This is a genomic window from Sinorhizobium sp. NFACC03 (assembly GCF_900103435.1).
Classification (GTDB): domain Bacteria; phylum Pseudomonadota; class Alphaproteobacteria; order Rhizobiales; family Rhizobiaceae; genus Ensifer.
Genome location: NZ_FMXF01000006.1, coordinates 155129 through 175759, shown reverse-complemented (window position 1 = coordinate 175759; position 20631 = coordinate 155129). Strand labels below are relative to the sequence as shown.

Below are 20631 nucleotides of genomic sequence, written 5' to 3'. Positions count from 1 at the left end.
AGCCTCATCGCCTGTTCTCAGTGGCTCGGATGGAGCGCGTCGTTGAGATACATGCAGGTCAGCATGGTGAAGATATAGGCCTGGATGAGCGCCATCAGCAGTTCGAGCCCGGTCAGCGCCACCGTCATCAGCAGCGGCATGACCGCGGCCAGGATCCCGAGCGCCCCAAAGCCGCTGAGGCCCACGACGAAACCGGCGAAAACCTTGAGCGTGATGTGGCCGGCCAGCATGACCGCGAATAGACGAACCGAGTGGCTGACGGGACGCGAGAGGTAGGAGACCACCTCGATCGGGATGATGATCGGCGCCAGAATCAACGGCACGCCCGCCGGCATGAACAGCTTGAGGAAGCCGAAGCCGTGCCGGTAAAGGCCATAGAGCGTGACCGTCAGGAACACCAGCATGGCCAGCGCGAAGGTGACCGCGATATGGCTCGTCACCGTGAAGGCATAGGGGAACATGCCGATCAGGTTGGCGGTGAGGATGAACACGAAAAGCGAGAAGACCAGCGGGAAGAAGCGCATGCCCTTCTCGCCGGCATTGTCGCGCAGCGTCTTTGCCGCAAACTCATAGAGGATCTCGGCCGCCGACTGCGCCCGGTTCGGCACGAGGCCGCGTCTTCCCGTTGACAGGATCAGGAACAGACTGGCGATCGCCACCGTCAGCACCATATAGGCGGCCGAGTTGGTAAAGCTGATCTGGTGACCGCCGATCTCGGCGATCGGTAGGAGTGACTTGATCTCAAATTGTTCGATGGGTCCGGCCATCATCAACCTCATGTGTTGGCGGAGACGCATCGGCGGCGCGCGTCGGCGGCCGCCGGCGCGTCAATGTGTTGGACAAGCGATCGGCGGCCGAGATCGTTCCACGAAGCGATTGCTTCCGATGGAATGACTAGGCTGTTCAATAAAGGGAAAGGTCGCGCGGACGTGCCGCGAGCTTTGGGGCTGCATGATGCGATCGACTCCAAGTATCTCGGTCGAGATACTGGGGCCGTCCCCAGGCGAAGCACCGACGCGGGTCGTCCCGCGTGCGCCTGACCTAGAGGCAATTTGCAGCGGGGTCAAGCTGGCTTGCCCCCGATCGTGGCTTGGGCGCTAGCCGAAGCGGCGATGATCCGCAAGCACGTCTTCGATCACCGTGCGCTGCTTTGCCTTCTCGCTTGCAGGTGCGCCGGTCATGCCGGCAAGCACGATCAGCGCCTTCCACAGGGTCCAGCCACGCCCGCGGGCCCAGGCACCGCGATCGAGTGCCATGCCATGACGGAAGACCTCGCGGCTCTCGCCATGGAAGAACGTCCAGGCGATCGCCAGATCGCAGGCGGGGTCGCCGACACCCGAAGTGCCGAAATCGATGACCGCGCTCAAGCGACCCTGCGCGACCAACAGGTTGCCCCAGGCGATATCGCCGTGAAACCAGACGGGCGTCCCCTCGAATGGCGCAGCAAGGGCCGCTTCCCAGACCTCTCTGGCCGCCACCGTGTCGACCTGTCCCTCAAGCAGTGGGAGCGCCTGACGTGTCTGCTCGTCATAGAAGGCAGGCGGACCGCCGCGGTGGAAGTTATGGTCGCCGGGCAAAGGCCCACTCGCAGCATCCGCCTGCCGCAAGGCGCGCAGAAACCGCGTGAGATCCTTCGCCACTTGCCCGAGATCTGCGACCCGCTCCACCGCCAACGTTTCCCCCTGAAGCCAGCGGTAGACCGACCAGGGCCAGGGAAAGCCTTCTCCCGGCGTGCCCTTGGCAAGCGGCACGGGAATGGGCAGCGGCAATTGGGGAGCCAGCCGCGGCAGCCAGCGGTGCTCCTTTTCCACTTGCAGCACATAGTGCTCGGCGCTCGGCAGGCGCACGGTCATCTGCTCGCCGAGCCGGAAGCTTCTGTTGTCCCAGCCGCCGGGCTCGATCGGGCGCACCTCAAGATCCGACCATCGCGGAAACTGTGTCGCGATCAGCCGCCGTACCAGCGACGCATCGATCACAAGCTCGGCTGATTTCGGGTTTGCCATGACCTATTCCATTCGATGTTTGCGTCCAGAAGCTATGTGATCGTCCCCGGATTTCAACTTCCTAGTTCACCGTAACGCTCGTTCAGCGGCGCGTTGTGTTGAGACGTGACAGTCGCTTGCCGATATCGGCGGTTGCATATTGCCGCCGCGACGGATTTCGAGGATGAAGAAGGCCTAGACCCGTTGATAGCTTGAGATCATGGAAGCCCGGCCGACCGATCATCTTTTGCTGGAGGTCCCGCGCCTCATCGCACCCCGCCGGGCAGGCGGGACCGCATGAGCACGCCCCGTGACAAGACGCCGGCTCCAAAGCCTGCCGGTCGGACGGGACTGCGCTTCTTTCTCGTCGCTCTCATCCTGATCGTCACCGCCATTCTCGCGACGGCCCTGCTTGCCAACGAACAGCGTAACCTCAAGAAAGTTCTCGTGGCATTGGGTCTGCCGACGACCTTCCTGGCGAAGAGCAAGCCCTCCGAATCGACGGCCGAGAAGCCGGCAAGGCGCGAACCGCCACGCATCGCCCTGCCCGCCTGGACCTTCCAGGATCTGCAGACGCCGGAGCAGCAGTTCCTGCGCGTCATCCGCAGCGATCCCAAGGCGCTCTGCGACGAGTTGCGCGACGCCGGCTTTCGCGAACTCGAATGGAAAGCCGGTGCCGGTGAGCGTGCCCAATGGGAATGTTCGTCACTCGTCTCCTTCCCGCGTCCGGGCGAGGACAAGCCCTCATCGATCTTCATCTTCGTCAAAGGCAGCGGCGAGGAGGAAATCACCTCCTTCCGCGTCAAGCTCAACATCGAGCGACCGGAGGACCGCCAGGCCGTGACCACGGCAGCGGCGCGGGCAGCGGCGGTGTTCCTCGACCACGTGCGCTGGGCCGATGCCGCAAGCGTCACCCTGCAAATCCAGGCGCTGAAGGAATTCGATCTCAAGCGTTTCGGCAGCCGCATCCAGTTCAAGCGCGAGTCCGACGAGGTGACGCCGCGCTTTAACTTCCTTGCCAACCAGCCGCCGCGCGCGCGGCCGAAGAGCATTGCCGAGCTTTACTTCGACCGGAGCAAATGGCTCGCCTATGGCGATGCCGGACTGCGTAGCTTCGTCAAGGGCCCGACAGACTGGAACGTGCCGGCAAAAGTGCCGAATGGGAAGGAGCCAGCGACGGACGCCACATCAGGCGAGAAGCCCTCCGCGGAGCATGCGCCATGACGATCCCGTCACTCGCTGACTTAGGAAAGCAACGGCCTACCGATCGATCCGGGTCGAAAGGATAATCGAAGAAAGCGTCCGGTCGACGCCGTCGATCTCGCCAATGCGATCGATCAGAAGATCGAGTTCGCTGATCGACGTCGCCGCGACCACCGCGATAAGATCGAAACTGCCGCTGACAGAATGCAGCGTCTGGATTTCACGGATGGCACTGAGTTCGGGGGTCACGCGGCTCAGCGCCCGCGGCGCGATGGTGATCAGCACATGCGCCTTGACCAGCCCCTTCTCGTAGCTCTCCGACAGGCGCACGCCATAGCCGGCGATGATTCCCTCGCGCTCCAACCGCTCGATCCTCGCCTGCACTGTCGTGCGCGACAGGCCGAGCCGGCGCGCGATCGTCGCCGTCGGCATGCGGGCATTTTCGCTGAGGACGGCGAGGAGCTCTCGATCCTTATCCGTGATTTGCATTTCGTCGGTCCGGTTGGGCAATCTGCCGAATATCTATAGGCGATTTAGTCGTTTCAGCGCTTCAAATCAACAACCCCTCCCACGACAATAGGGGCACACACAGTTCTCATGCCCTGGGGGAAAGAATGAAGAATATCGTCGTCATCGGAGCAGGCAAGATCGGCTCCACCATCGCTCGCATGCTCGCCCATACCGGCGACTACAGCGTCTGCGTCGCCGACCGCAGCGCCGAACAGCTGGAGCAGGTGGAAAAGCACGCTGCCATCACGACCGCGACGGTCGATATCGCCGACAAGAAGCAGCTCGTCGCTCTTCTGTCGGGCAAATTTGCCGTCCTCAGCGCCGCTCCGTTCCACCTGACGGTCGCAATTGCCGAAGGCGCTGCTGAAGCCGGCATCCACTACCTGGACCTGACCGAAGACGTCGAATCCACCCGCCAGGTCAAGGCGATCGCCGCCAAGGCCAACACCGCCTTCATCCCGCAGTGCGGCCTCGCACCGGGCTTCATCTCGATCGTCGCCAACGATCTCGCCAGCCACTTTGAGACGCTGGAAAGCGTGCGCATGCGCGTTGGCGCCCTGCCGCAGTACCCGTCGAACGCGCTCAACTACAATCTTACCTGGAGCACCGACGGCGTTATCAACGAATATATCGAGCCCTGCGAAGCGATCGTCGAAAACAACCTCATCGAAGTGCCGGCCATGGAAGAGCGCGAAGAATTCTCGCTCGACGGCGTCACCTATGAAGCCTTCAACACCTCGGGCGGTCTCGGCACGCTCTGCGAAACGCTGAAGGGCAAGGTTCGCACGCTGAACTACAAGACGATCCGCTATCCGGGCCATGCCGCCATCATGAAGGCGCTCCTCAACGACCTCGGCCTGCGCCACCGCCGCGAAGTCCTCAAGGACATCTTCGAGAACGCCCTGCCGACCACCACCCAGGACGTCGTCGTGATCTTCGTTACAGTTTCGGGCTTCCGCAGCGGCCGCCTGATCCAGGAAACCTACGCCAACAAGGTCTATAGCGGCGTCGTTGCCGGCCGCATGCAGAGCGGTATCCAGATCACTACGGCAGGCAGCATCTGCGCCGTGCTCGACCTGCTCGCCGAAGGCAAGATCGCCTCGAAGGGCTTCGTTCGCCAGGAAGACATCAGCCTCGACACCTTCCTCGCAAACCGCTTCGGCCACTACTACGCTCAGAAGGGCGAAACCGAGCGCGTCGCCGGCTGATCCTTCAGCTATAAGCGTGCCGAATTTGGAGCGGGACAGACGTCCCGCTCTCACCTACGCAAAGCCCGGGTCTTGGCCCGGGCTTTTTTCGTGTCGTCCGATCATTCGGGCCTGAGGCGCCGCGTCGTATCAGACGCGCGCAAAGGTCGCCGTAGCACTTTGACGGATACCCCTTAGCTTCGGCCGAATTCGTCCTCGATACGGATGATGTCATCTTCGCCGAGATAGGAGCCGGTGCGCACCTCGATCAGTTCCAGCGGGATTTTGCCCGGGTTGTGAAGCCGATGCACGATCCCCGGCGGAATATAGACCGACTCATTCTCGTGCAGCATTCGCGTTTCCCCGGACATCGTGATCTCCGCAGTGCCGCGCACCACGATCCAATGTTCCGCCCGATGATGATGCTTCTGCAGTGAGATCTTCTTGCCGGGGTTCACGCGCAGACGTTTGACGGCAAAGCGTTCTCCGTCCGAAATGGCCGCGACCGCCCCCCAGGGGCGATAGGACGTCGGGTGTATCTCGGTCAGCGCCGCCGTCTGTGGCGACTTCGCCAGCGTCTTGACGATGGAACCGACGCTCTGGCTATCGGCCAGCCGTCCGACATAGACGGCATCCTCGCCGGCAATGACGGCGACATCGTCCAGCCCTTGAACTGCAAGGTGAATGTCGCGCGACAGGACCAGCGAATTGCGCGTGTTCGACACCGTGGCCTTGTCGGTGACGACATTGCCGTCGCCGTCCTTTTCTCCCGTCTTCCAGACCGCGTCCCAGCTGCCGAGATCGGACCAGAGGAAGGAAGACGGCACCACAGCCGCCCGCTCAGTCTTTTCAAAGACCGCATAATCGACGGAGATATCAGGCGCAGCGGCAAAGCTCGCCGCGTGCAGCCGGGTGAAGTCGAGATCCTTCTGAGCCCCTTCCACCGCGAGCTTCGTCGCTTCCCAGACCTGGGGCGCGTGGCGCTTCATCTCATCAAGAAAGTGCTTTACCGGCAGCATGAACATGCCGGAGTTCCAGAGGTAGCGCCCGGTCTCGAGCATTGCCTCGGCTTTGGCGCGGTCCGGCTTCTCGACGAACCGCGCCACACGGTTCGTGCCAGCCGTCAGTTCTTCGCCGCGCTCGATGTAGCCGTAGCCGGTCGCCGGTTCCGTCGGCGTGATGCCGAAGGTCACCAGTTCTCCGTGGCGGGCGGCCTGGTGCGCCCTGAGTATGCAATCCCTGTAGACCTCGCCGGCATCGATCTCATGGTCAGAAGCAAGCACCTGCATGACCGCACCCTTGCCGTAACGGCTGAGTACCTGGAAAGCCGCGGCAGTCAGCGCCGGCGCTGTGTTGCGTGCAACCGGCTCAAGGAGGATGTCGCCCAGATGTACGTCGATCGCCCGCGCCTGCTCCGCGACGATGAAGCGAAAGTCGCTGTTGGTGACGATGATGGCCGGCTCGAACTGGCCGGCGTCGCGCACGCGCTCCAGCGTCTGCTGGAACAGTGAACGATCGGAAAGGATCTGCAGGAATTGCTTCGGAGCGGCGGCGCGAGAGAGCGGCCACAAACGGGTGCCGCGCCCGCCCGCCATGATCACCGGAACAATCTTTGACGTCATGCCGGCGCCTCTTCTTCTTTGAGCTGAACTTTCAGGGACCAATAAAGGGCTTCTGATGAAGAATAGCTAAAGCGCCGATCCGGGCAAGCCATTCACCGACGCGAAGGCTAATACTGATGAGGAAGGGTATACGGTTGTCCGCCCGCATCCCGCTCCACTTAAGCGAAGCGTCACGGCAAAGAACTCGCGATCAACAAAAAACCCCGCACGAAGGCGGGGCTTTCGGATTTGCATTACCCTTCCGGGTGCCCCTTTCAGGCCGGGATCACGATCTCGCCGAGCTTCGTCAGTTCGGCGACGAACTGCTCGAGACGGGTCTTCTTCTCGTCGCCGGCGCCTTCGAGCTCGGCGCGAACCGCGTCGATGCGGTTTTCAAGAACCGTACGATCGAGTTCGTCGACGTGGACGGCGGACTCGGCCAAAAGCGTGCATCCGGTCGGCAGGATGTCGGCAAAGCCGCCGAACACAGCAAAGCGCTCGGTCTTGCCGTCAGCCGTCTTCACCGTGACCACGCCGGGCTTGACCGTCGTCATCGTCGGAGCGTGATTAGCCATCACGGTCATCTCGCCCTCGGTCGCCGGAATGACGACTTCCGTCACCTTTTCGGAGAGGAGCAGGCGCTCGGGGGAAACAAGCTCAAAGTTGAAATCGGCCATGACCATTCACTTCTCGTGGGCGCGCCACCTAAAAGGCGGCTGTGCATGTCTTCCCTGCCTTCTGATAAGGCAGGATGAAAGCCTCGGCGCTTGGGTCGCGCCGAGGCTTAACAGTGCAATCAAGCGGCTTCAGCAGCCAGCTTCTTGGCCTTTTCGACCGCTTCTTCGATCGAGCCGACCATGTAGAAGGCAGCTTCCGGCAGGTGGTCGTATTCGCCGTTGACCAGGCCCTTGAAGCCCTTGATCGTGTCTTCGAGAGCGACGAGCTTGCCCGGCGAACCCGTGAAGACTTCGGCGACGAAGAACGGCTGCGACAGGAAGCGTTCGATCTTACGAGCGCGGGCAACGGCGATCTTGTCTTCTTCAGACAGTTCGTCCATGCCGAGGATGGCGATGATGTCCTGGAGCGACTTGTAGCGCTGCAGGGTCGTCTGCACCTTACGCGACACTTCGTAGTGCTCCTCGCCGACGATCATCGGGTCGAGCATGCGCGACGTGGAGTCGAGCGGGTCAACGGCCGGGTAGATGCCCTTTTCGGCGATCGAGCGCGACAGAACCGTCGTTGCGTCCAGGTGGGCGAACGAGGTAGCCGGCGCCGGGTCGGTCAAGTCGTCGGCCGGAACGTAAATGGCCTGAACCGAGGTGATCGAACCCTTGGTCGTCGTGGTGATGCGTTCCTGCATCTGACCCATGTCGGTCGCCAGCGTCGGCTGGTAACCCACGGCCGAAGGAATACGGCCGAGCAGAGCCGACACTTCGGAACCTGCCTGGGTGAAGCGGAAGATGTTGTCGACGAAGAACAGAACGTCCTGGCCCTTGTCGCGGAAGTCTTCAGCGATCGTGAGGCCCGTCAGAGCGACGCGAGCGCGGGCGCCCGGCGGTTCGTTCATCTGGCCGTAAACGAGCGCAGCCTTGGAGCCTGCGCCGCCGCCATGCTTGTTAACGCCGGACTCGATCATTTCGTGGTAGAGGTCGTTGCCTTCGCGAGTGCGTTCACCCACGCCTGCAAACACCGAGTAACCACCGTGCGCCTTGGCGACGTTGTTGATCAGTTCCATGATGAGAACGGTCTTGCCGACGCCTGCACCACCGAAGAGGCCGATCTTGCCGCCCTTTGCGTAAGGCGCGAGAAGGTCGACGACCTTGATGCCGGTGACAAGGATCTGTGCTTCCGTCGACTGCTCGACGTAGGACGGCGCATCCTGGTGGATCGCGCGCTTGCCCGAGGTAACGAGCGGACCGGCTTCGTCGACCGGCTCGCCGATGACGTTCATGATGCGGCCGAGCGTTTCGTCGCCAACCGGAACCGTGATCGGCGCACCGGTGTCGGTGACCGGCTGGCCGCGGACGAGACCTTCGGTCGAGTCCATGGCGATCGTGCGGACGGAGTTTTCGCCGAGGTGCTGAGCGACTTCGAGAACGAGGCGGTTACCGTGGTTGTCGGTCTCCAGCGCGTTCAGGATCTGCGGAAGCTGGCCTTCTTCGAACACGACGTCAACGACGGCGCCGATGACCTGCGTTACGCGACCGACAGCGCCGGTTGCGGCAACTGCTGCGGTCTTGGCGGAAGCTGCCTTCCTCGGTGCAGCGGGCTTCTTCTCCACTGCGGTTTCTTTCGGGGTAGCTGCCTTAGCCATAATCCTTACCCTCTTTCCGTAACCTTAGAGCGCTTCCGCGCCCGAGATGATTTCAATGAGTTCCTTGGTGATCTGAGCCTGGCGCTGACGGTTATAGTTCAGCGTCAACTTGTTGATCATCTCACCAGCATTGCGCGTCGCATTGTCCATCGCGCTCATCTTCGCGCCCATTTCGCCGGCGACGTTCTCGAGCAGGGCCCGGAAGATCTGCACGGAAATGTTGCGCGGAATGAGGTCGCTCAGGATCGCGCCCGCGTCCGGCTCATATTCATAGACGGCCGAAGCATCCGATGCTTCCGCTGCGACCGGGCCGGCCGAAGCGGGGATCAGCTGCTGAGCCGTCGGAATCTGGGCGATAACGGACTTGAACTCGGAGTAGAACAGCGTGCAGACATCGAACTCGCCCTTTTCGAAGAGCGCGATGACCTTGTGGCCAATCTGGTCGGCGTTTTCGAAGCCGATCTTCTTGACTTCACGCAGGTCGACACGATCGATGATCAGCGACGCGAATTCGCGACGCAGAATATCGAAGCCCTTCTTGCCCACGCAGATGATCTTGACCGTCTTGCCGGCTGCGAGCAGCTTGCGAACGTGGTCGCGGGCATGACGGGCGATCTGCGAGTTGAAGCCGCCGCAAAGGCCGCGTTCAGCCGTGCAGACGACCAGAAGGTGCGTATCGTCCTTGCCGGTTCCGGTCATCAGGGCAGGCGCGCTGTCGTCCGCACCAACCGCCTGAGCGATGTTGGCGAGAACGGTAGCCATGCGCTGCGAGTAAGGCCGGGCGGCCTCGGCCGCCTCCTGCGCACGCCGAAGCTTCGCCGCGGCGACCATTTTCATCGCCTTGGTGATCTTCTGCGTCGCCTTGACGGAGGCGATCCGGTTCTTCAGATCCTTAAGTGAAGGCATCCGTTATCCGTCCTAAATGAAATCCGCTCAGGCGAAAGACTTGGCGAAGCTGTCGATTGCAGCCTTCAGCTTGCCCTTGACGTCGTCGGAGATCGCCTTGTCCTTGCGGATGGTTTCCAGGATGTCCTTGCCTTCCGAACGCATGTACGAAAGCAGGCCCTGCTCGAACTTGCCGACCTGGTTGACCGGCAGCTTGTCGAGGTAACCGTTGACGCCAGCGAAGATGACCGCGACCTGCTCTTCCGTCTTCAGCGGCGAGAACTGCGGCTGCTTCAGGAGTTCGGTCAGGCGGGCACCGCGGTTGAGCAGGCGCTGCGTAGCGGCATCGAGGTCCGAGCCGAACTGCGCGAAGGCGGCCATTTCACGATACTGAGCGAGTTCGCCCTTGATCGAGCCGGCAACCTGCTTCATCGCCTTGATCTGCGCGGCGGAGCCGACGCGCGAAACCGACAGACCGACGTTAACGGCCGGACGGATGCCCTGGTAGAACAGGTCGGTTTCAAGGAAGATCTGGCCGTCGGTGATCGAGATCACGTTGGTCGGGATGAACGCCGAAACGTCGTTGCCCTGCGTTTCGATGACCGGCAGAGCCGTCAGCGAACCGGCGCCATTGTCGTCCGAGAGCTTTGCAGCGCGCTCGAGCAGGCGGGAGTGCAGGTAGAAAACGTCGCCCGGGTAAGCTTCGCGGCCCGGCGGGCGGCGCAGCAGGAGCGACATCTGACGGTAGGAAACAGCCTGCTTCGACAGGTCGTCGTAGCCGATGAGGGCATGCTTGCCGTTGTCACGGAAGTATTCGCCCATCGCGCAACCGGCGAACGGTGCGAGGTACTGCATCGGAGCCGGGTCGGATGCGGTTGCAGCAACGATGATCGAGTACTGCAGAGCGCCACGCTCTTCCAGAACCTTCACGAACTGGGCAACCGTCGAACGCTTCTGGCCGATTGCGACGTAGACGCAATACAGCTTGTCACCTTCCGGACCATTGTCGTGAATGGCCTTCTGGTTGAGGATCGTGTCAAGGATGATCGCGGTCTTGCCGGTCTGGCGGTCGCCGATGACGAGCTCGCGCTGGCCACGACCAACCGGGATCAGAGCGTCGATGGCCTTGAGGCCGGTCGACATCGGCTCATGAACCGACTTGCGCGGAATGATACCCGGAGCCTTGACGTCAACGCGCGAGCGCTGCTTGGCGTTGATCGGGCCCTTGCCGTCGATCGGGTTGCCGAGCGCGTCGACGACGCGGCCGAGCAGTTCCGGACCAACCGGGACGTCCACGATGGCGCCGGTCCGCTTGACGGTGTCGCCTTCCTTGATGTCACGGTCCGAACCGAAAATAACGACACCGACGTTGTCGGCTTCGAGGTTCAGCGCCATGCCGCGAATTCCACCCGGGAATTCGACCATCTCGCCTGCCTGAACATTGTCGAGGCCGTAGACGCGGGCAATACCGTCACCGACGGAAAGCACCTGACCGACTTCGGAGACTTCTGCTTCCTGGCCGAAATTTTTGATCTGATCTTTGAGAATTGCGGAAATTTCCGCGGCGCGGATATCCATCAGCCGACCTCTTTCAGTGCAAGCTTAAGGGTAGAGAGTTTGGTGCGAAGGGAGGTGTCAATCTGGCGGGACCCGACCTTGACGATCAGACCTCCAAGAATAGACGGGTCGACGGTGACGTTGACCGTCACGTCTTTGCCGGTGACGCTTTTCAGCGTCGCCTTCAATTCGTTTTCCTGCACTGCAGAGAGCGCATGGGCCGACGTGACGTCGGCAGAGACTTCGCCACGATGGCGTGCGGCGATCAGGCGGAACGCCTTGATCATGCCCGGCAGCGCGAAGAGGCGGCGATTGCGGGCAACGACCTTGAGGAAGTTGCCGACGAGCCCGGAGATGCCAGCCTTCTCGGCAACTGCCGAAATGGCCTTGAACTGGTCGTCTGCAGAAAAGACCGGGCTTACGATCAGCCGCTTCAGATCATCGCTGCCGTCGATCAGGGCCTGGACGCGGGTCAGATCCGCGCCGACTGCCTCGACGGAACCGGCGCCGAGCGCGAGTTCAAAAAGCGAGGACGCGTATCTTTCTGCAACACCGGAAATAAGCTGGGATGTGTCTGCCACGGGCACAAGCTTCTCTCATTTTCATCCAAGAACCGAGCTGGCGGTGGGCCGTCAACTTAAATTCTTGAATTTGCTGCAATAATTTGCAGGATATCGAGGCCTGGCGACCCACTTCCCCCGCAATTCGCGGTTCGTCTAGCATAGGATGTTTGGACTCGCAACACGCGAACGGCAGGAATGCGGCATAAGTCGGCCACCTTGGCCGAATTTTGCCGTAAATTCGTTTCCTGCGTTGTGAATCGCGGAATGGCCCGCGGCACGATCAGATCATGCCGAAGACGTATGCGAGCGGAAGGATGGCGAGTGCCGCCTGAACGAAGAGCGCCAGCCAGTTGTAGACCGTGCCGCCATTGTCGCTCATCATCGAGAGGATTCGGCCGAAGGCGGCAAGCGCGAACGCCGCTCCGACTGCAAGATAGACCATCGGCTGCGCCAGGAGGATCGCGGCAAGGCCGAGCCCCACATGCATGCCGCCCATGGTGGAGCGTGCCTCGGCATAACCGCCGCGCCGCCCCTCGGCAATGCCGATGCCAGCCGCACGAAAGGTAAGCCGCGGCGCAAACAGCATGACGACGCCGATCAGCGCCGCAGCCACGGCCGCGCAGAAGGCGAGGAATTCGCCGGTTTCCGTCGGAATGTAGAATTCCATGCCCGTTCCTGCAGATGAGCCCTTGTCATGCCGTTTCGTCTTCGGCCGAAGCGGCGCGTCCTTGACCTCTAGCGCATGTCGCCCCGGTTGTGAATCGCCCGCGGCCTGTTCAACGCGACGATCACAGGAAACTTGATTTTACAGGAAGCTTTGGGGATCGATGTCGAGCTGGACGCTGATCGAGCCGCGCTCCTTGGGGCCGGCGGCGATCATCGCCTTGACGAAAGCCTGCATGTCGCTGTTGCGCCGGCCATGCACCAGCAGGCGGAAGCGATGCCGTCCACGGATCAGCGCCAGCGGCGCCTCCGCCGGGCCGACAATGGTGATGCCGTCAGTCCGCGGCGCAGCCATGCGCAAGCCCCGCGCATGGCCCTCGGCATCCTGACGGGTATCGGCCGAAACGATCAGCGAGGCGAGCCGGCCGAAGGGCGGCAGCAAGGCCTTTTCGCGCTCGGCGATCTCGCGGTCGTAGAAGGCATCCGCATCGCCGGAGACGATGGCCTGCATCACCGGATGCTGCGGCTGGTAGGTCTGCAACAGGCCGAGACTCTTGAGACCGGTTCGCCCGGCGCGGCCGGTCACCTGCGAAAGAAGCTGGAACGTCCGCTCGGCTGCCCGCGGATCGCCATTGGCCAAGCCGAGGTCGGCATCGACGATGCCGACCAGCGTCATCAGCGGAAAGTTATGCCCCTTGGCGACAAGCTGGGTGCCGATGACGATGTCCGCTTCGCCGCGCGCAATGGCGTCGAGTTCCAGCCGCAGCCGCTTGACGCCCATGAGGTCGGAGGACAGCACGATCGTGCGCGCCTCGGGGAAATGCCGCTCCACCTCCTCGGCAATGCGTTCGACCCCCGGGCCGCAGGCAACGAGGTGATCGAGCGTGCCGCATTCGGGGCAGGCCTCCGGCGTCTTCTCCGTATAGCCGCAATGGTGGCACTGGATCTGCCCGCGGAAGCGGTGTTCGACGAGCCAGCTTGAACAGTCCGGGCACTGGAAGCGATGGCCGCAGACGCGGCAGAGCGTCAGCGGCGCATAGCCGCGGCGGTTGAGGAAAAGCAGCGCCTGCTCGCCGCGCTCAACGGCCTTGCCGATCTGGTTGATGAGAACCGGCGAAAGGAAGCCGCCGCGCGCCGGCGGATGCTGGCGCATATCGACCACGCCGAGCCGCGGCAGCGCCGCATCGCCGAAACGCGTTGGCAGGTGGATCGGCTTGTAACGGCCGACCTCGCCATTGACCCGGCTTTCGACCGATGGCGTCGCCGAGACGAGCACGACGGGAAAGCCGGTGATCCGACCGCGCACGACCGCCATGTCGCGCGCATTGTAGAAGACGCGGTCTTCCTGCTTGTAGGCCGGGTCGTGCTCTTCGTCGACGATGATGAGACCGAGCTCTTCGAACGGCAGGAACAGCGCGGACCGCGCACCGGCAACGACGCGCACCGTGCCGGTCGTCACCTGGCGCCAGACCTTTTCGCGCGTCCGCGGCGCAAGGTCCGAGTGCCACTCCGCCGGCTTCGCCCCGAAACGATCCTGGAAGCGCTCGAGGAAACTCGATGTCAGCGCGATCTCCGGCAAGAGTATCAGCACTTGCTTGCCTGCCCGAAGCGTCGCGGCAATCGCCTCGAAATAAACCTCGGTCTTGCCGGAGCCGGTGATGCCGTCGATCAGCGACACAGAGAAGCCGCCCTCCTCCACCGCCGCCAGGAGATCGGCTGCCGCATCCTTCTGGGGCCCTTCGAGCCGGGGCGCGACAAAATCGGGATCAGGCAAGGCAACCACCGGCGGCGGCGCCATGAATACGGTCTCAAAGACGCCTTGCTGCGTCAGTCCCTCGATCACGCTCGACGAAGTTCCGGCCGCATGCGCAAGCCCGGAGCGCGTCCAGGAGACGCCATCGCTGGCGGTCGCGATCACGCGCTCGCGCGCCGCCGTCATGCGCTCCGGCCGCATGTCCGTGAGGCGCAGCGCTTCCACCATCGGCTCCGGATCGAAGGCCGCCGGTGCCCGGAGCGCCATGCGCGCGACGAGCCCCGGCGGCGTCACAGTGTAGGCAGCAACCCAGTCAAGAAAAGTTCGCATGTCCCTCGTCAGCGGCGGGCAGTCAAAAACCTTCTCGATTGTCTTGAGTTTCTTCGGATCGACATTGCCGTCATCGTCTCCATCCCAGACCACGCCGACGACGAGACGGGGGCCGAGCGGCACCTGCACAATCGAGCCCGGCTCGACCGCCATGCCGTCGGGAACCGCATAGGAATAGGCTTTCGGCGCCGGCATGGGCACCAGGACCGGCACGACGCGACGGGCAGAAATCGGCCCGAGCAAATCGCCGAATAAATCGGTTGAATCGCGAGTCATTTTGCCGTGACCTTGCCACGTGTTTCGGTTAAAGAAAACTGCGCTGCGAACCGCAGCCTTGCCGGCGCAGGGTTTGTCACGGTTCCACCAGAGTTTCAACGCGCGCGATCTCTGCCAACGGAATTCCTCCCCGGTAGAGATGCGCCCGAGCGGCAATCGTGCCCAAGGAGTGACTCCATGAAATTTTTCGTTGATACCGCCGACGTCAAGGAAATCCGCGAGCTGAACGATCTCGGCCTTCTCGATGGCGTCACCACCAACCCCTCGCTGATCCTGAAGTCGGGCCGCGACATCACGGAAGTCACCAAGGAAATCTGCTCGATCGTCGAAGGCCCGGTTTCGGCTGAAGTGACCGCCACCGAATACGCCGAGATGATGAAGGAAGCGGCCGTTCTTTCGAAGATCGCCGACAACATCTGCATCAAGCTGCCGCTGACGCTCGACGGTCTCAAGGCCTGCAAGGCGCTGACCTCGGACGGCCACCAGACCAACGTGACGCTGTGCTTCTCGGCGAACCAGGCCCTGCTCGCCGCCAAGGCCGGCGCGACCTTCGTTTCGCCCTTCGTCGGCCGCCTCGACGACATCGCCTTCGATGGCATGGACCTGATCCGCGAGATCCGCCACATCTTCGACAACTATGGCTATGAGACCGAGATCCTTGCAGCCTCGATCCGCACCGTGAACCATGTCAAGGAAGCCGCCCTCATCGGCGCCGACGTCATCACCGCGCCGCCGGCAACGCTGAAGGCTCTGGTCAAGCACCCGCTGACCGACAAGGGCCTCGAAATGTTCCTGGCCGACTGGGCCAAGACCGGCCAGAAGATCGCCTGATTGCTTCAGAAATGAATGAAAACCCCGCAGCGATGCGGGGTTTTTTGTTGCCTACTCGTCGTCGTCCATCAGCCCCGTCAGCCGCATGCCGTCGATCCAGGTGGCGCTGTCCTTGCGGATCACCCGGCGCGGACGGATGCCGCAACGCTGGCGCACTTCCTCCGCCAACCGCTCAGAATGAGTGACGATCCAGATCTGGCTTTCGCGCGAAGCGCTGGCGACCATGTCGGCGAGCGCCGGCAGCATGTCCGGATGCAGGCTCGTCTCCGGCTCGTTGAGCGCAATGAACCGGGGCCGGCGATAGGAAAGCAGCGCTGCCGCCAGCGCCAGGAACCGCATCTGCCCATCCGACAGCTCGCGCGGCGAGAACGGCCGGTTGGGGAAATCCGGAAAGACCAGCGAAAACTCGGCAAACTGTCCCGGTTCGGGAACGTCGAGATAGGCGCCGCCGAAGGCGTCGGCGACCGCTCGATCGAGATCAACCGTATCCTCACGTGTGTGCCTGAGCGTCGCAAACACCGCAGCCATGTTGACACCCGTCTCGTCAAGCATCGGCGCCGTCACGGCGAGGCAAGGCAACCGCAACGGCGAATCGCGATCGGTGCGGAAGCCATGGAAGAACCGCCATTGGTCGACCGCGCGGCGAAAGGTGCCGACCTCCGGATAGTGGCCGGCATCGCCGAGCAGCGAGATGGCCGTTTCCGAAGTCAGAGCCGTTTCCGGATAGTCCTCCATCCGCCCGCGCTCGCCGCGCACGAAGATGCCGGGGCCGGACCGCTTCATCATCGTCACGGGACGGCGGCCGGTTTCGACCGTCAACTCCTCTTCCTTGACCTGAGGCTCATAGGCAAAGCCGGCGGCAGCCGTGGGCGGGCGCAGTCCCGCCTCGATGCGGTAGCGGAAGGTGATCGCCCGTTCCTCGTCCAAAAGCTCCGTTTCGAGCCGGATGCGCGCCGGCTTGTCGGCGCGGCGGCGGCCACTCCAGAGCGCCGACGACATGCCGCCCTCCTCCGCGATCTCGCGCGCCAGAGTGCCGCGCGTCGCCGACTGCACGAGCTGAAGCGCACGATAGAGATTGGACTTGCCGACGCCGTTCTCGCCGATGAACAGGTTGACGACCGTCAGATCCATGCGGATCGACTTCAACGAACGGTAGTTTTCGGCAAACATGGATTGAAGCTGCATGGCTCAAGACCTAGCCGATCCGCCGCACGGCGTGAAGCCCGGCAGGCATGGCGCGGCTGATCGCTAGAGCGCGACCTCTGCTTGCAACCGGGGCTGGAACGCCACGTCCGCGTCCATGGCCAGATCGAACACCGTGTGCCGCTCGAGCGCCTTCGTCACCTCGCCAGGCTCACCTTCCAGCGCCTCCGGCGGGATCAGGTTGCCGATGCGGAAATCGAAGAAGTCGCCCTTCTTGTTGAGCAGCTCGTGGAACACGGTCATGTCGCGCAGTTCCGTCGACCATTTGGCGAACCAGTAGAACAGGCCGGAATTGCGGGCGCTCATGTGCACCGGCAGGATCGGCAGGCCGTATTTGCGCGCAAAGCCCACCGCAGACGTCTTCCACGGCCGCTCGTTGAGGCAGCCGTCCGCCCAATAGGCGATGCGCCCGGAAGGGAAGAGCACCGTCGCCTTGCCCTCGCCGATCGCCCGATTGGTCACCTGCAGCGTCTCGCGGGCCTTCAGCTTGCTCTTGTGCTCCTCGCGCCATTCGACGGGGATGACCATCTCGACAAAGCGTGGATTGACGCGGATGGCGTCGCGGTTGGCGAAGAACATCATGTCCGGCCGCCGTGTCTTGAGCAGGTCGAAAACAGCGATACCGTCGGCTATGCCGGTCGGGTGGTTGCTGACGAGCAGGAAGCCGCCCTTGGCCGGAATGCGCTCGGCCCGGTCGACCCGCACCTCCAGCGAGAGAAGCGAACTCAGATGTTCGAAGGCCTGGAAGCCGGGCATGTTGGCGACCGCATCGGCGAACTCGTGCGCCTTGCGGTAGTTCAGCAACGCGTAGAGAAAAGGTCGCATCAACGGCCACATCGGGCTCTTGACGATGCGCTGCCCGCGCTCGGCAATCAGGGTGTCAACGATGTGACCAGGTTTTCCCTGTGAGACCAGGGCGAGTACTTCAGCAAAATGCGCGAATCCGTTCACCGAATCCCGTCCCACCATAGTCCGATCCGATTCTTTCCGGCTGACCATCGCAATTCTATATGATCGAAGAATGACAGATTCCAAGGGCGCATTAGCAAAAACATAAGATGCGTCAGGGCATTGTCGCCGATGGACCAACTTGGGAAGCGACAATGAACGAGCTCCTCGTCATCGGCCATCCGGAACTCCTTGCCGAACGCCAACGTTGGCTCAATGGGCTCATGCGGGAGCGGCGCCTCTCCGACAACACCGTCGAGGCCTATGAGCGCGACACCCGTCAATTCCTGACATTCCTGACCGGCCATCTGGCCGGGCCGCCGCGCCTTTCCGACATCCGGACGCTGCGGCCGGCGGATCTGCGCGGCTTCCTCGCCCAGCGACGCAAGGGTGGCGCCGGTGCACGCACGCTCGGCCGTGGCCTCGCCGGCTTGCGCTCCTTCCTGCGCTTTCTCGAACGCAATGGCCTTGCGAACGCAGCAGGTGCCGCCGCCGTGCGCTCGCCGAAGCAGCCGAAATCCCTGCCGAAGCCGCTGACCGACCGAGAGGCGCTGAACGTCGTGACCTCGGAGGCGCAGCTTGCCGAGGAGCCCTGGATCGCCGCGCGCAATGCCGCGGTGCTGACCCTGCTCTATGGCTGCGGCCTGCGCATTTCCGAAGCGCTCGGGCTGACATCGGGCGATTTCGCCGGCTCGCCCTCGTCGCTGCGCATCATCGGCAAAGGCGGCAAGACGCGGCTCGTGCCATTGATTCAGGCTGCGCGTGAAGCCGTCGCAGCCTATATCAAACTCTGCCCCTATCAGCCGCCTGCTGATGAACCGTTGTTTCGTGGTGCCCGTGGCGCCAAGCTGCAGCCGGCAATCATCCAGCGGGAAATGCAGAAGCTGCGCGGGGCCCTCGGCCTGCCGGACACGGCAACGCCGCATGCGCTGCGACACTCCTTCGCCACCCATCTGCTGGCCGGCGGCGGCGATCTGCGAACCATCCAGGAACTGCTCGGCCACGCCAGCCTGTCGACCACGCAGGTCTATACCGGTGTCGATTCCGCACGGCTTCTGGAAATCTACGATCGCGCCCATCCGCGCGCCTGATTTTCGGCGAAACGATGAATTAACCATGCCCCTTAAGGAAGCCGTGACCGGCCCGGCCCTAGGGTTCAGCAACGACCGTCCGACCGTCGGGGAACAACGATGACCGCCTTTGCGAGACCTGATCGAAACCTGCCCCGCAACCTGCTTGCGCGGGTCGCTGACGATACGCTTTGGCTCATTGCCCTCTTGCATGTCGTTCTTGCCGCCAGCCTCGTCGTTGCACTCTTCTTCGTCGCGGAAGCCGATGCGCAGGAAGCCGAATGCGGCGGCTCGAATGTGCTCACCGCCCTTGCCAAGACGGATCCGACCAAATTCGCCACACTCGAAGCGGAAGCCGCCGCCGTGCCGAACGGCAAAGGCATCTTCTGGAAGATCGAGAAGGAAGGCATCGCGGCCTCCTGGCTGCTCGGCACCATGCACGTGACCGATCCGCGCGTACTGGCATTGCCTGCCGAGGCGCCGGCCGCTTTCGAAGCAGCCTCAACCGTCATCGTCGAATCGGACGAGATCGTCGACGAGAAGAAATCGGCCGCCGCGATCCTGATGCGGCCCGACCTCACCATGTTCCCGGATAACAAGACGATCGCCGATTTCCTGAAGCCCGGCGATCGCGAACAGCTCGAAGCGGGCCTCAAAGCCCGCGGCATTCCGCTGACGCTCGTTGCGCGCATGAAACCCTGGATGATCGCGAGCTTCGTCGCATTGCCCGCCTGCGAGATCAGCCGCAAGGCGACCGGCGCCTCCTTCCTCGACAAGAAGATTGCCGAGGATGCTGTCAGCCAGGGCAAGACGCTCAAGGGCCTGGAGACGCTGATCGAACAGCTCGCAGCGATGGATTCGCTTCCGACCGAACTGCACCTGCGCGCGCTCATCGAGACGCTGGCGCTCGGCAAGACGATCGACGACGTCTTCGCGACAATGACCGACCTCTACCTTTCCGGCGACACCGGCATGATCATGCCGATGATGAGATCCGTTTCCGACAAGGGCACAGCGGAGGATTTCGGCTATGCCGATTTCGAGCAGCGCATCATCGTCGACCGCAACAAGACGATGGCGACACGTGCCGAACCGATCCTGAAGGACGGCGGCGCTTTCATGGCCGTCGGAGCGCTGCACCTTCCGGGCAAGGAAGGCCTGGTCGAACTGCTCCGCGCCCAGGGCTTCACGGTCACGCGCGCCAACTGACTGGCGGGCGTTCAAGCCGGAGACTGATCAGCCAATCTGACCGCCCGGACCCGCCACCCGGGCCAGAAGCGTCGGCACGATCACCTTGTGAAACGGCGTGACCGCCGCGAGGTAAACCCGCCCGAGCGCATTGTGCCGCCGGACGAGCGTGGTGACGCCGACGATCTGGTTGACCGCGGATCCCGCCCTGACATCGACGACGATGCGAAAATCGAGATGCTTGTCGTCAAAACCGAGCACCACTTCGTCATCGCTTTTCGACAGCACCGGAAACGCCCCGACCAGCCCGAAGCGACCCGGTTTCGGCGCCGCCGATTTCAGGCCAATGAGCGAGACCACGCGGTTGCGCAGGCGCAGCAGTTCGCGAATCCATCGCGGCGAACGGCCAAGCGAACGTTCGGCCGCTTCCGCGGCGGTCACGCCCTTGCCGTCGAGGGCGAGCTCGAAACGGTCGGCCCAATCGGCGTGCGGTAGATGCCGGTTCGGCAACGAGGTGGCCACGGCTCTCGGTTTCATGTTTCCTCCTGACGCCACGGCGTCGTTTGT

Annotated in this window: 19 protein-coding genes; 5 read left to right on the top strand and 14 right to left on the bottom strand. The window is 62.9% G+C overall.

The genetic code is table 11. The annotated features are described in order from the left end of the window. Positions 1-17: 17 nt before the first annotated feature. Positions 18-767, bottom strand: a complete 750-nt coding sequence (locus BLU35_RS11845; RefSeq protein ID WP_093233137.1) for a F0F1 ATP synthase subunit A — start codon at positions 765-767, stop codon at positions 18-20. A gap of 330 nt (positions 768-1097) precedes the next feature. After that, positions 1098-2003 carry an aminoglycoside phosphotransferase family protein gene (locus tag BLU35_RS11840; RefSeq protein ID WP_093233136.1) on the bottom strand — a complete coding sequence of 302 codons (906 nt, stop codon included), beginning with the start codon at positions 2001-2003 and terminating at the stop codon, positions 1098-1100. Between the two features lie 276 nt (positions 2004-2279). Between BLU35_RS11840 and BLU35_RS11835 the strand changes: the two genes are divergently transcribed. After that, on the top strand, positions 2280-3206 hold the full coding sequence (locus BLU35_RS11835; RefSeq protein WP_286161499.1) for a DUF6030 family protein: 927 nt from the start codon (positions 2280-2282) through the stop codon (positions 3204-3206). 36 nt (positions 3207-3242) lie between these two features. On the opposite strand, the gene BLU35_RS11830 is transcribed toward BLU35_RS11835, so the two are convergent. Next, a complete protein-coding gene (locus tag BLU35_RS11830; RefSeq protein ID WP_057255025.1) occupies positions 3243-3674 on the bottom strand; it encodes an Lrp/AsnC family transcriptional regulator in 432 nt (143 codons plus the stop codon). Between the two features lie 125 nt (positions 3675-3799). Here BLU35_RS11830 and BLU35_RS11825 point away from each other — a divergent pair, with 125 nt between their 5' ends. Further along, complete coding sequence (locus BLU35_RS11825) at positions 3800-4903, top strand: saccharopine dehydrogenase family protein (RefSeq protein WP_093233135.1); 1104 nt, start codon at positions 3800-3802, stop codon at positions 4901-4903. 173 nt (positions 4904-5076) lie between these two features. Here BLU35_RS11825 and BLU35_RS11820 read toward each other — a convergent pair whose 3' ends face one another. The 8 genes from BLU35_RS11820 to BLU35_RS11785 all read right to left on the bottom strand — a co-directional run bounded on the left by BLU35_RS11820 (position 5077) and on the right by BLU35_RS11785 (position 14824). Then, positions 5077-6504, bottom strand: coding sequence for a mannose-1-phosphate guanylyltransferase/mannose-6-phosphate isomerase (locus tag BLU35_RS11820; protein ID WP_058321741.1), 1428 nt, complete (start codon positions 6502-6504; stop codon positions 5077-5079). A 254-nt stretch (positions 6505-6758) separates the two neighbouring features. After that, positions 6759-7160, bottom strand: coding sequence for a F0F1 ATP synthase subunit epsilon (locus BLU35_RS11815; RefSeq protein WP_057255102.1), 402 nt, complete (start codon positions 7158-7160; stop codon positions 6759-6761). Positions 7161-7279: 119 nt separating this feature from the next. Then, entirely contained in the window at positions 7280-8797 is a 1518-nt protein-coding gene (atpD, locus tag BLU35_RS11810; protein WP_093233134.1) for a F0F1 ATP synthase subunit beta, read from the bottom strand. A 24-nt stretch (positions 8798-8821) separates the two neighbouring features. Then, a complete protein-coding gene (locus tag BLU35_RS11805) occupies positions 8822-9703 on the bottom strand; it encodes a F0F1 ATP synthase subunit gamma (RefSeq protein ID WP_058325690.1) in 882 nt (293 codons plus the stop codon). Between the two features lie 27 nt (positions 9704-9730). Next, positions 9731-11260, bottom strand: a complete 1530-nt coding sequence (atpA, locus tag BLU35_RS11800; protein ID WP_057255020.1) for a F0F1 ATP synthase subunit alpha — start codon at positions 11258-11260, stop codon at positions 9731-9733. Further along, positions 11260-11820 carry a F0F1 ATP synthase subunit delta gene (locus BLU35_RS11795; RefSeq protein ID WP_058325691.1) on the bottom strand — a complete coding sequence of 187 codons (561 nt, stop codon included), beginning with the start codon at positions 11818-11820 and terminating at the stop codon, positions 11260-11262. The genes atpA and BLU35_RS11795 overlap by 1 nt, the downstream gene beginning before the upstream one ends. A gap of 262 nt (positions 11821-12082) precedes the next feature. Then, positions 12083-12469: an AGROH133_08824 family phage infection protein gene (locus BLU35_RS11790; protein ID WP_057255018.1), complete on the bottom strand. Its 387-nt coding sequence runs from the start codon at positions 12467-12469 to the stop codon at positions 12083-12085. 138 nt (positions 12470-12607) lie between these two features. After that, entirely contained in the window at positions 12608-14824 is a 2217-nt protein-coding gene (locus tag BLU35_RS11785; protein WP_093233133.1) for a primosomal protein N', read from the bottom strand. 177 nt (positions 14825-15001) lie between these two features. Between BLU35_RS11785 and fsa the strand changes: the two genes are divergently transcribed. Continuing rightward, on the top strand, positions 15002-15655 hold the full coding sequence (gene fsa / locus BLU35_RS11780; protein WP_057255016.1) for a fructose-6-phosphate aldolase: 654 nt from the start codon (positions 15002-15004) through the stop codon (positions 15653-15655). Positions 15656-15706: 51 nt separating this feature from the next. Here fsa and BLU35_RS11775 read toward each other — a convergent pair whose 3' ends face one another. Next, complete coding sequence (locus BLU35_RS11775) at positions 15707-16840, bottom strand: AAA family ATPase (RefSeq protein WP_093233132.1); 1134 nt, start codon at positions 16838-16840, stop codon at positions 15707-15709. 63 nt (positions 16841-16903) lie between these two features. Further along, positions 16904-17827 (bottom strand): GNAT family N-acetyltransferase, encoded by a 924-nt coding sequence (locus BLU35_RS11770; protein ID WP_057255014.1) that lies wholly within the window; start codon positions 17825-17827, stop codon positions 16904-16906. 134 nt (positions 17828-17961) lie between these two features. On the opposite strand from BLU35_RS11770, the gene BLU35_RS11765 reads away from it, so the two are divergent. Next, positions 17962-18897 (top strand): tyrosine recombinase XerC, encoded by a 936-nt coding sequence (locus BLU35_RS11765; protein ID WP_058321734.1) that lies wholly within the window; start codon positions 17962-17964, stop codon positions 18895-18897. A 99-nt stretch (positions 18898-18996) separates the two neighbouring features. Next, positions 18997-20085 carry a TraB/GumN family protein gene (locus BLU35_RS11760; protein ID WP_093233131.1) on the top strand — a complete coding sequence of 363 codons (1089 nt, stop codon included), beginning with the start codon at positions 18997-18999 and terminating at the stop codon, positions 20083-20085. A gap of 27 nt (positions 20086-20112) precedes the next feature. Here the strand turns inward: BLU35_RS11760 and BLU35_RS11755 are convergent, their stop codons facing one another. After that, complete coding sequence (locus BLU35_RS11755; protein WP_057255011.1) at positions 20113-20601, bottom strand: DUF2867 domain-containing protein; 489 nt, start codon at positions 20599-20601, stop codon at positions 20113-20115. Between the last annotated feature and the right edge of the window lie 30 nt (positions 20602-20631).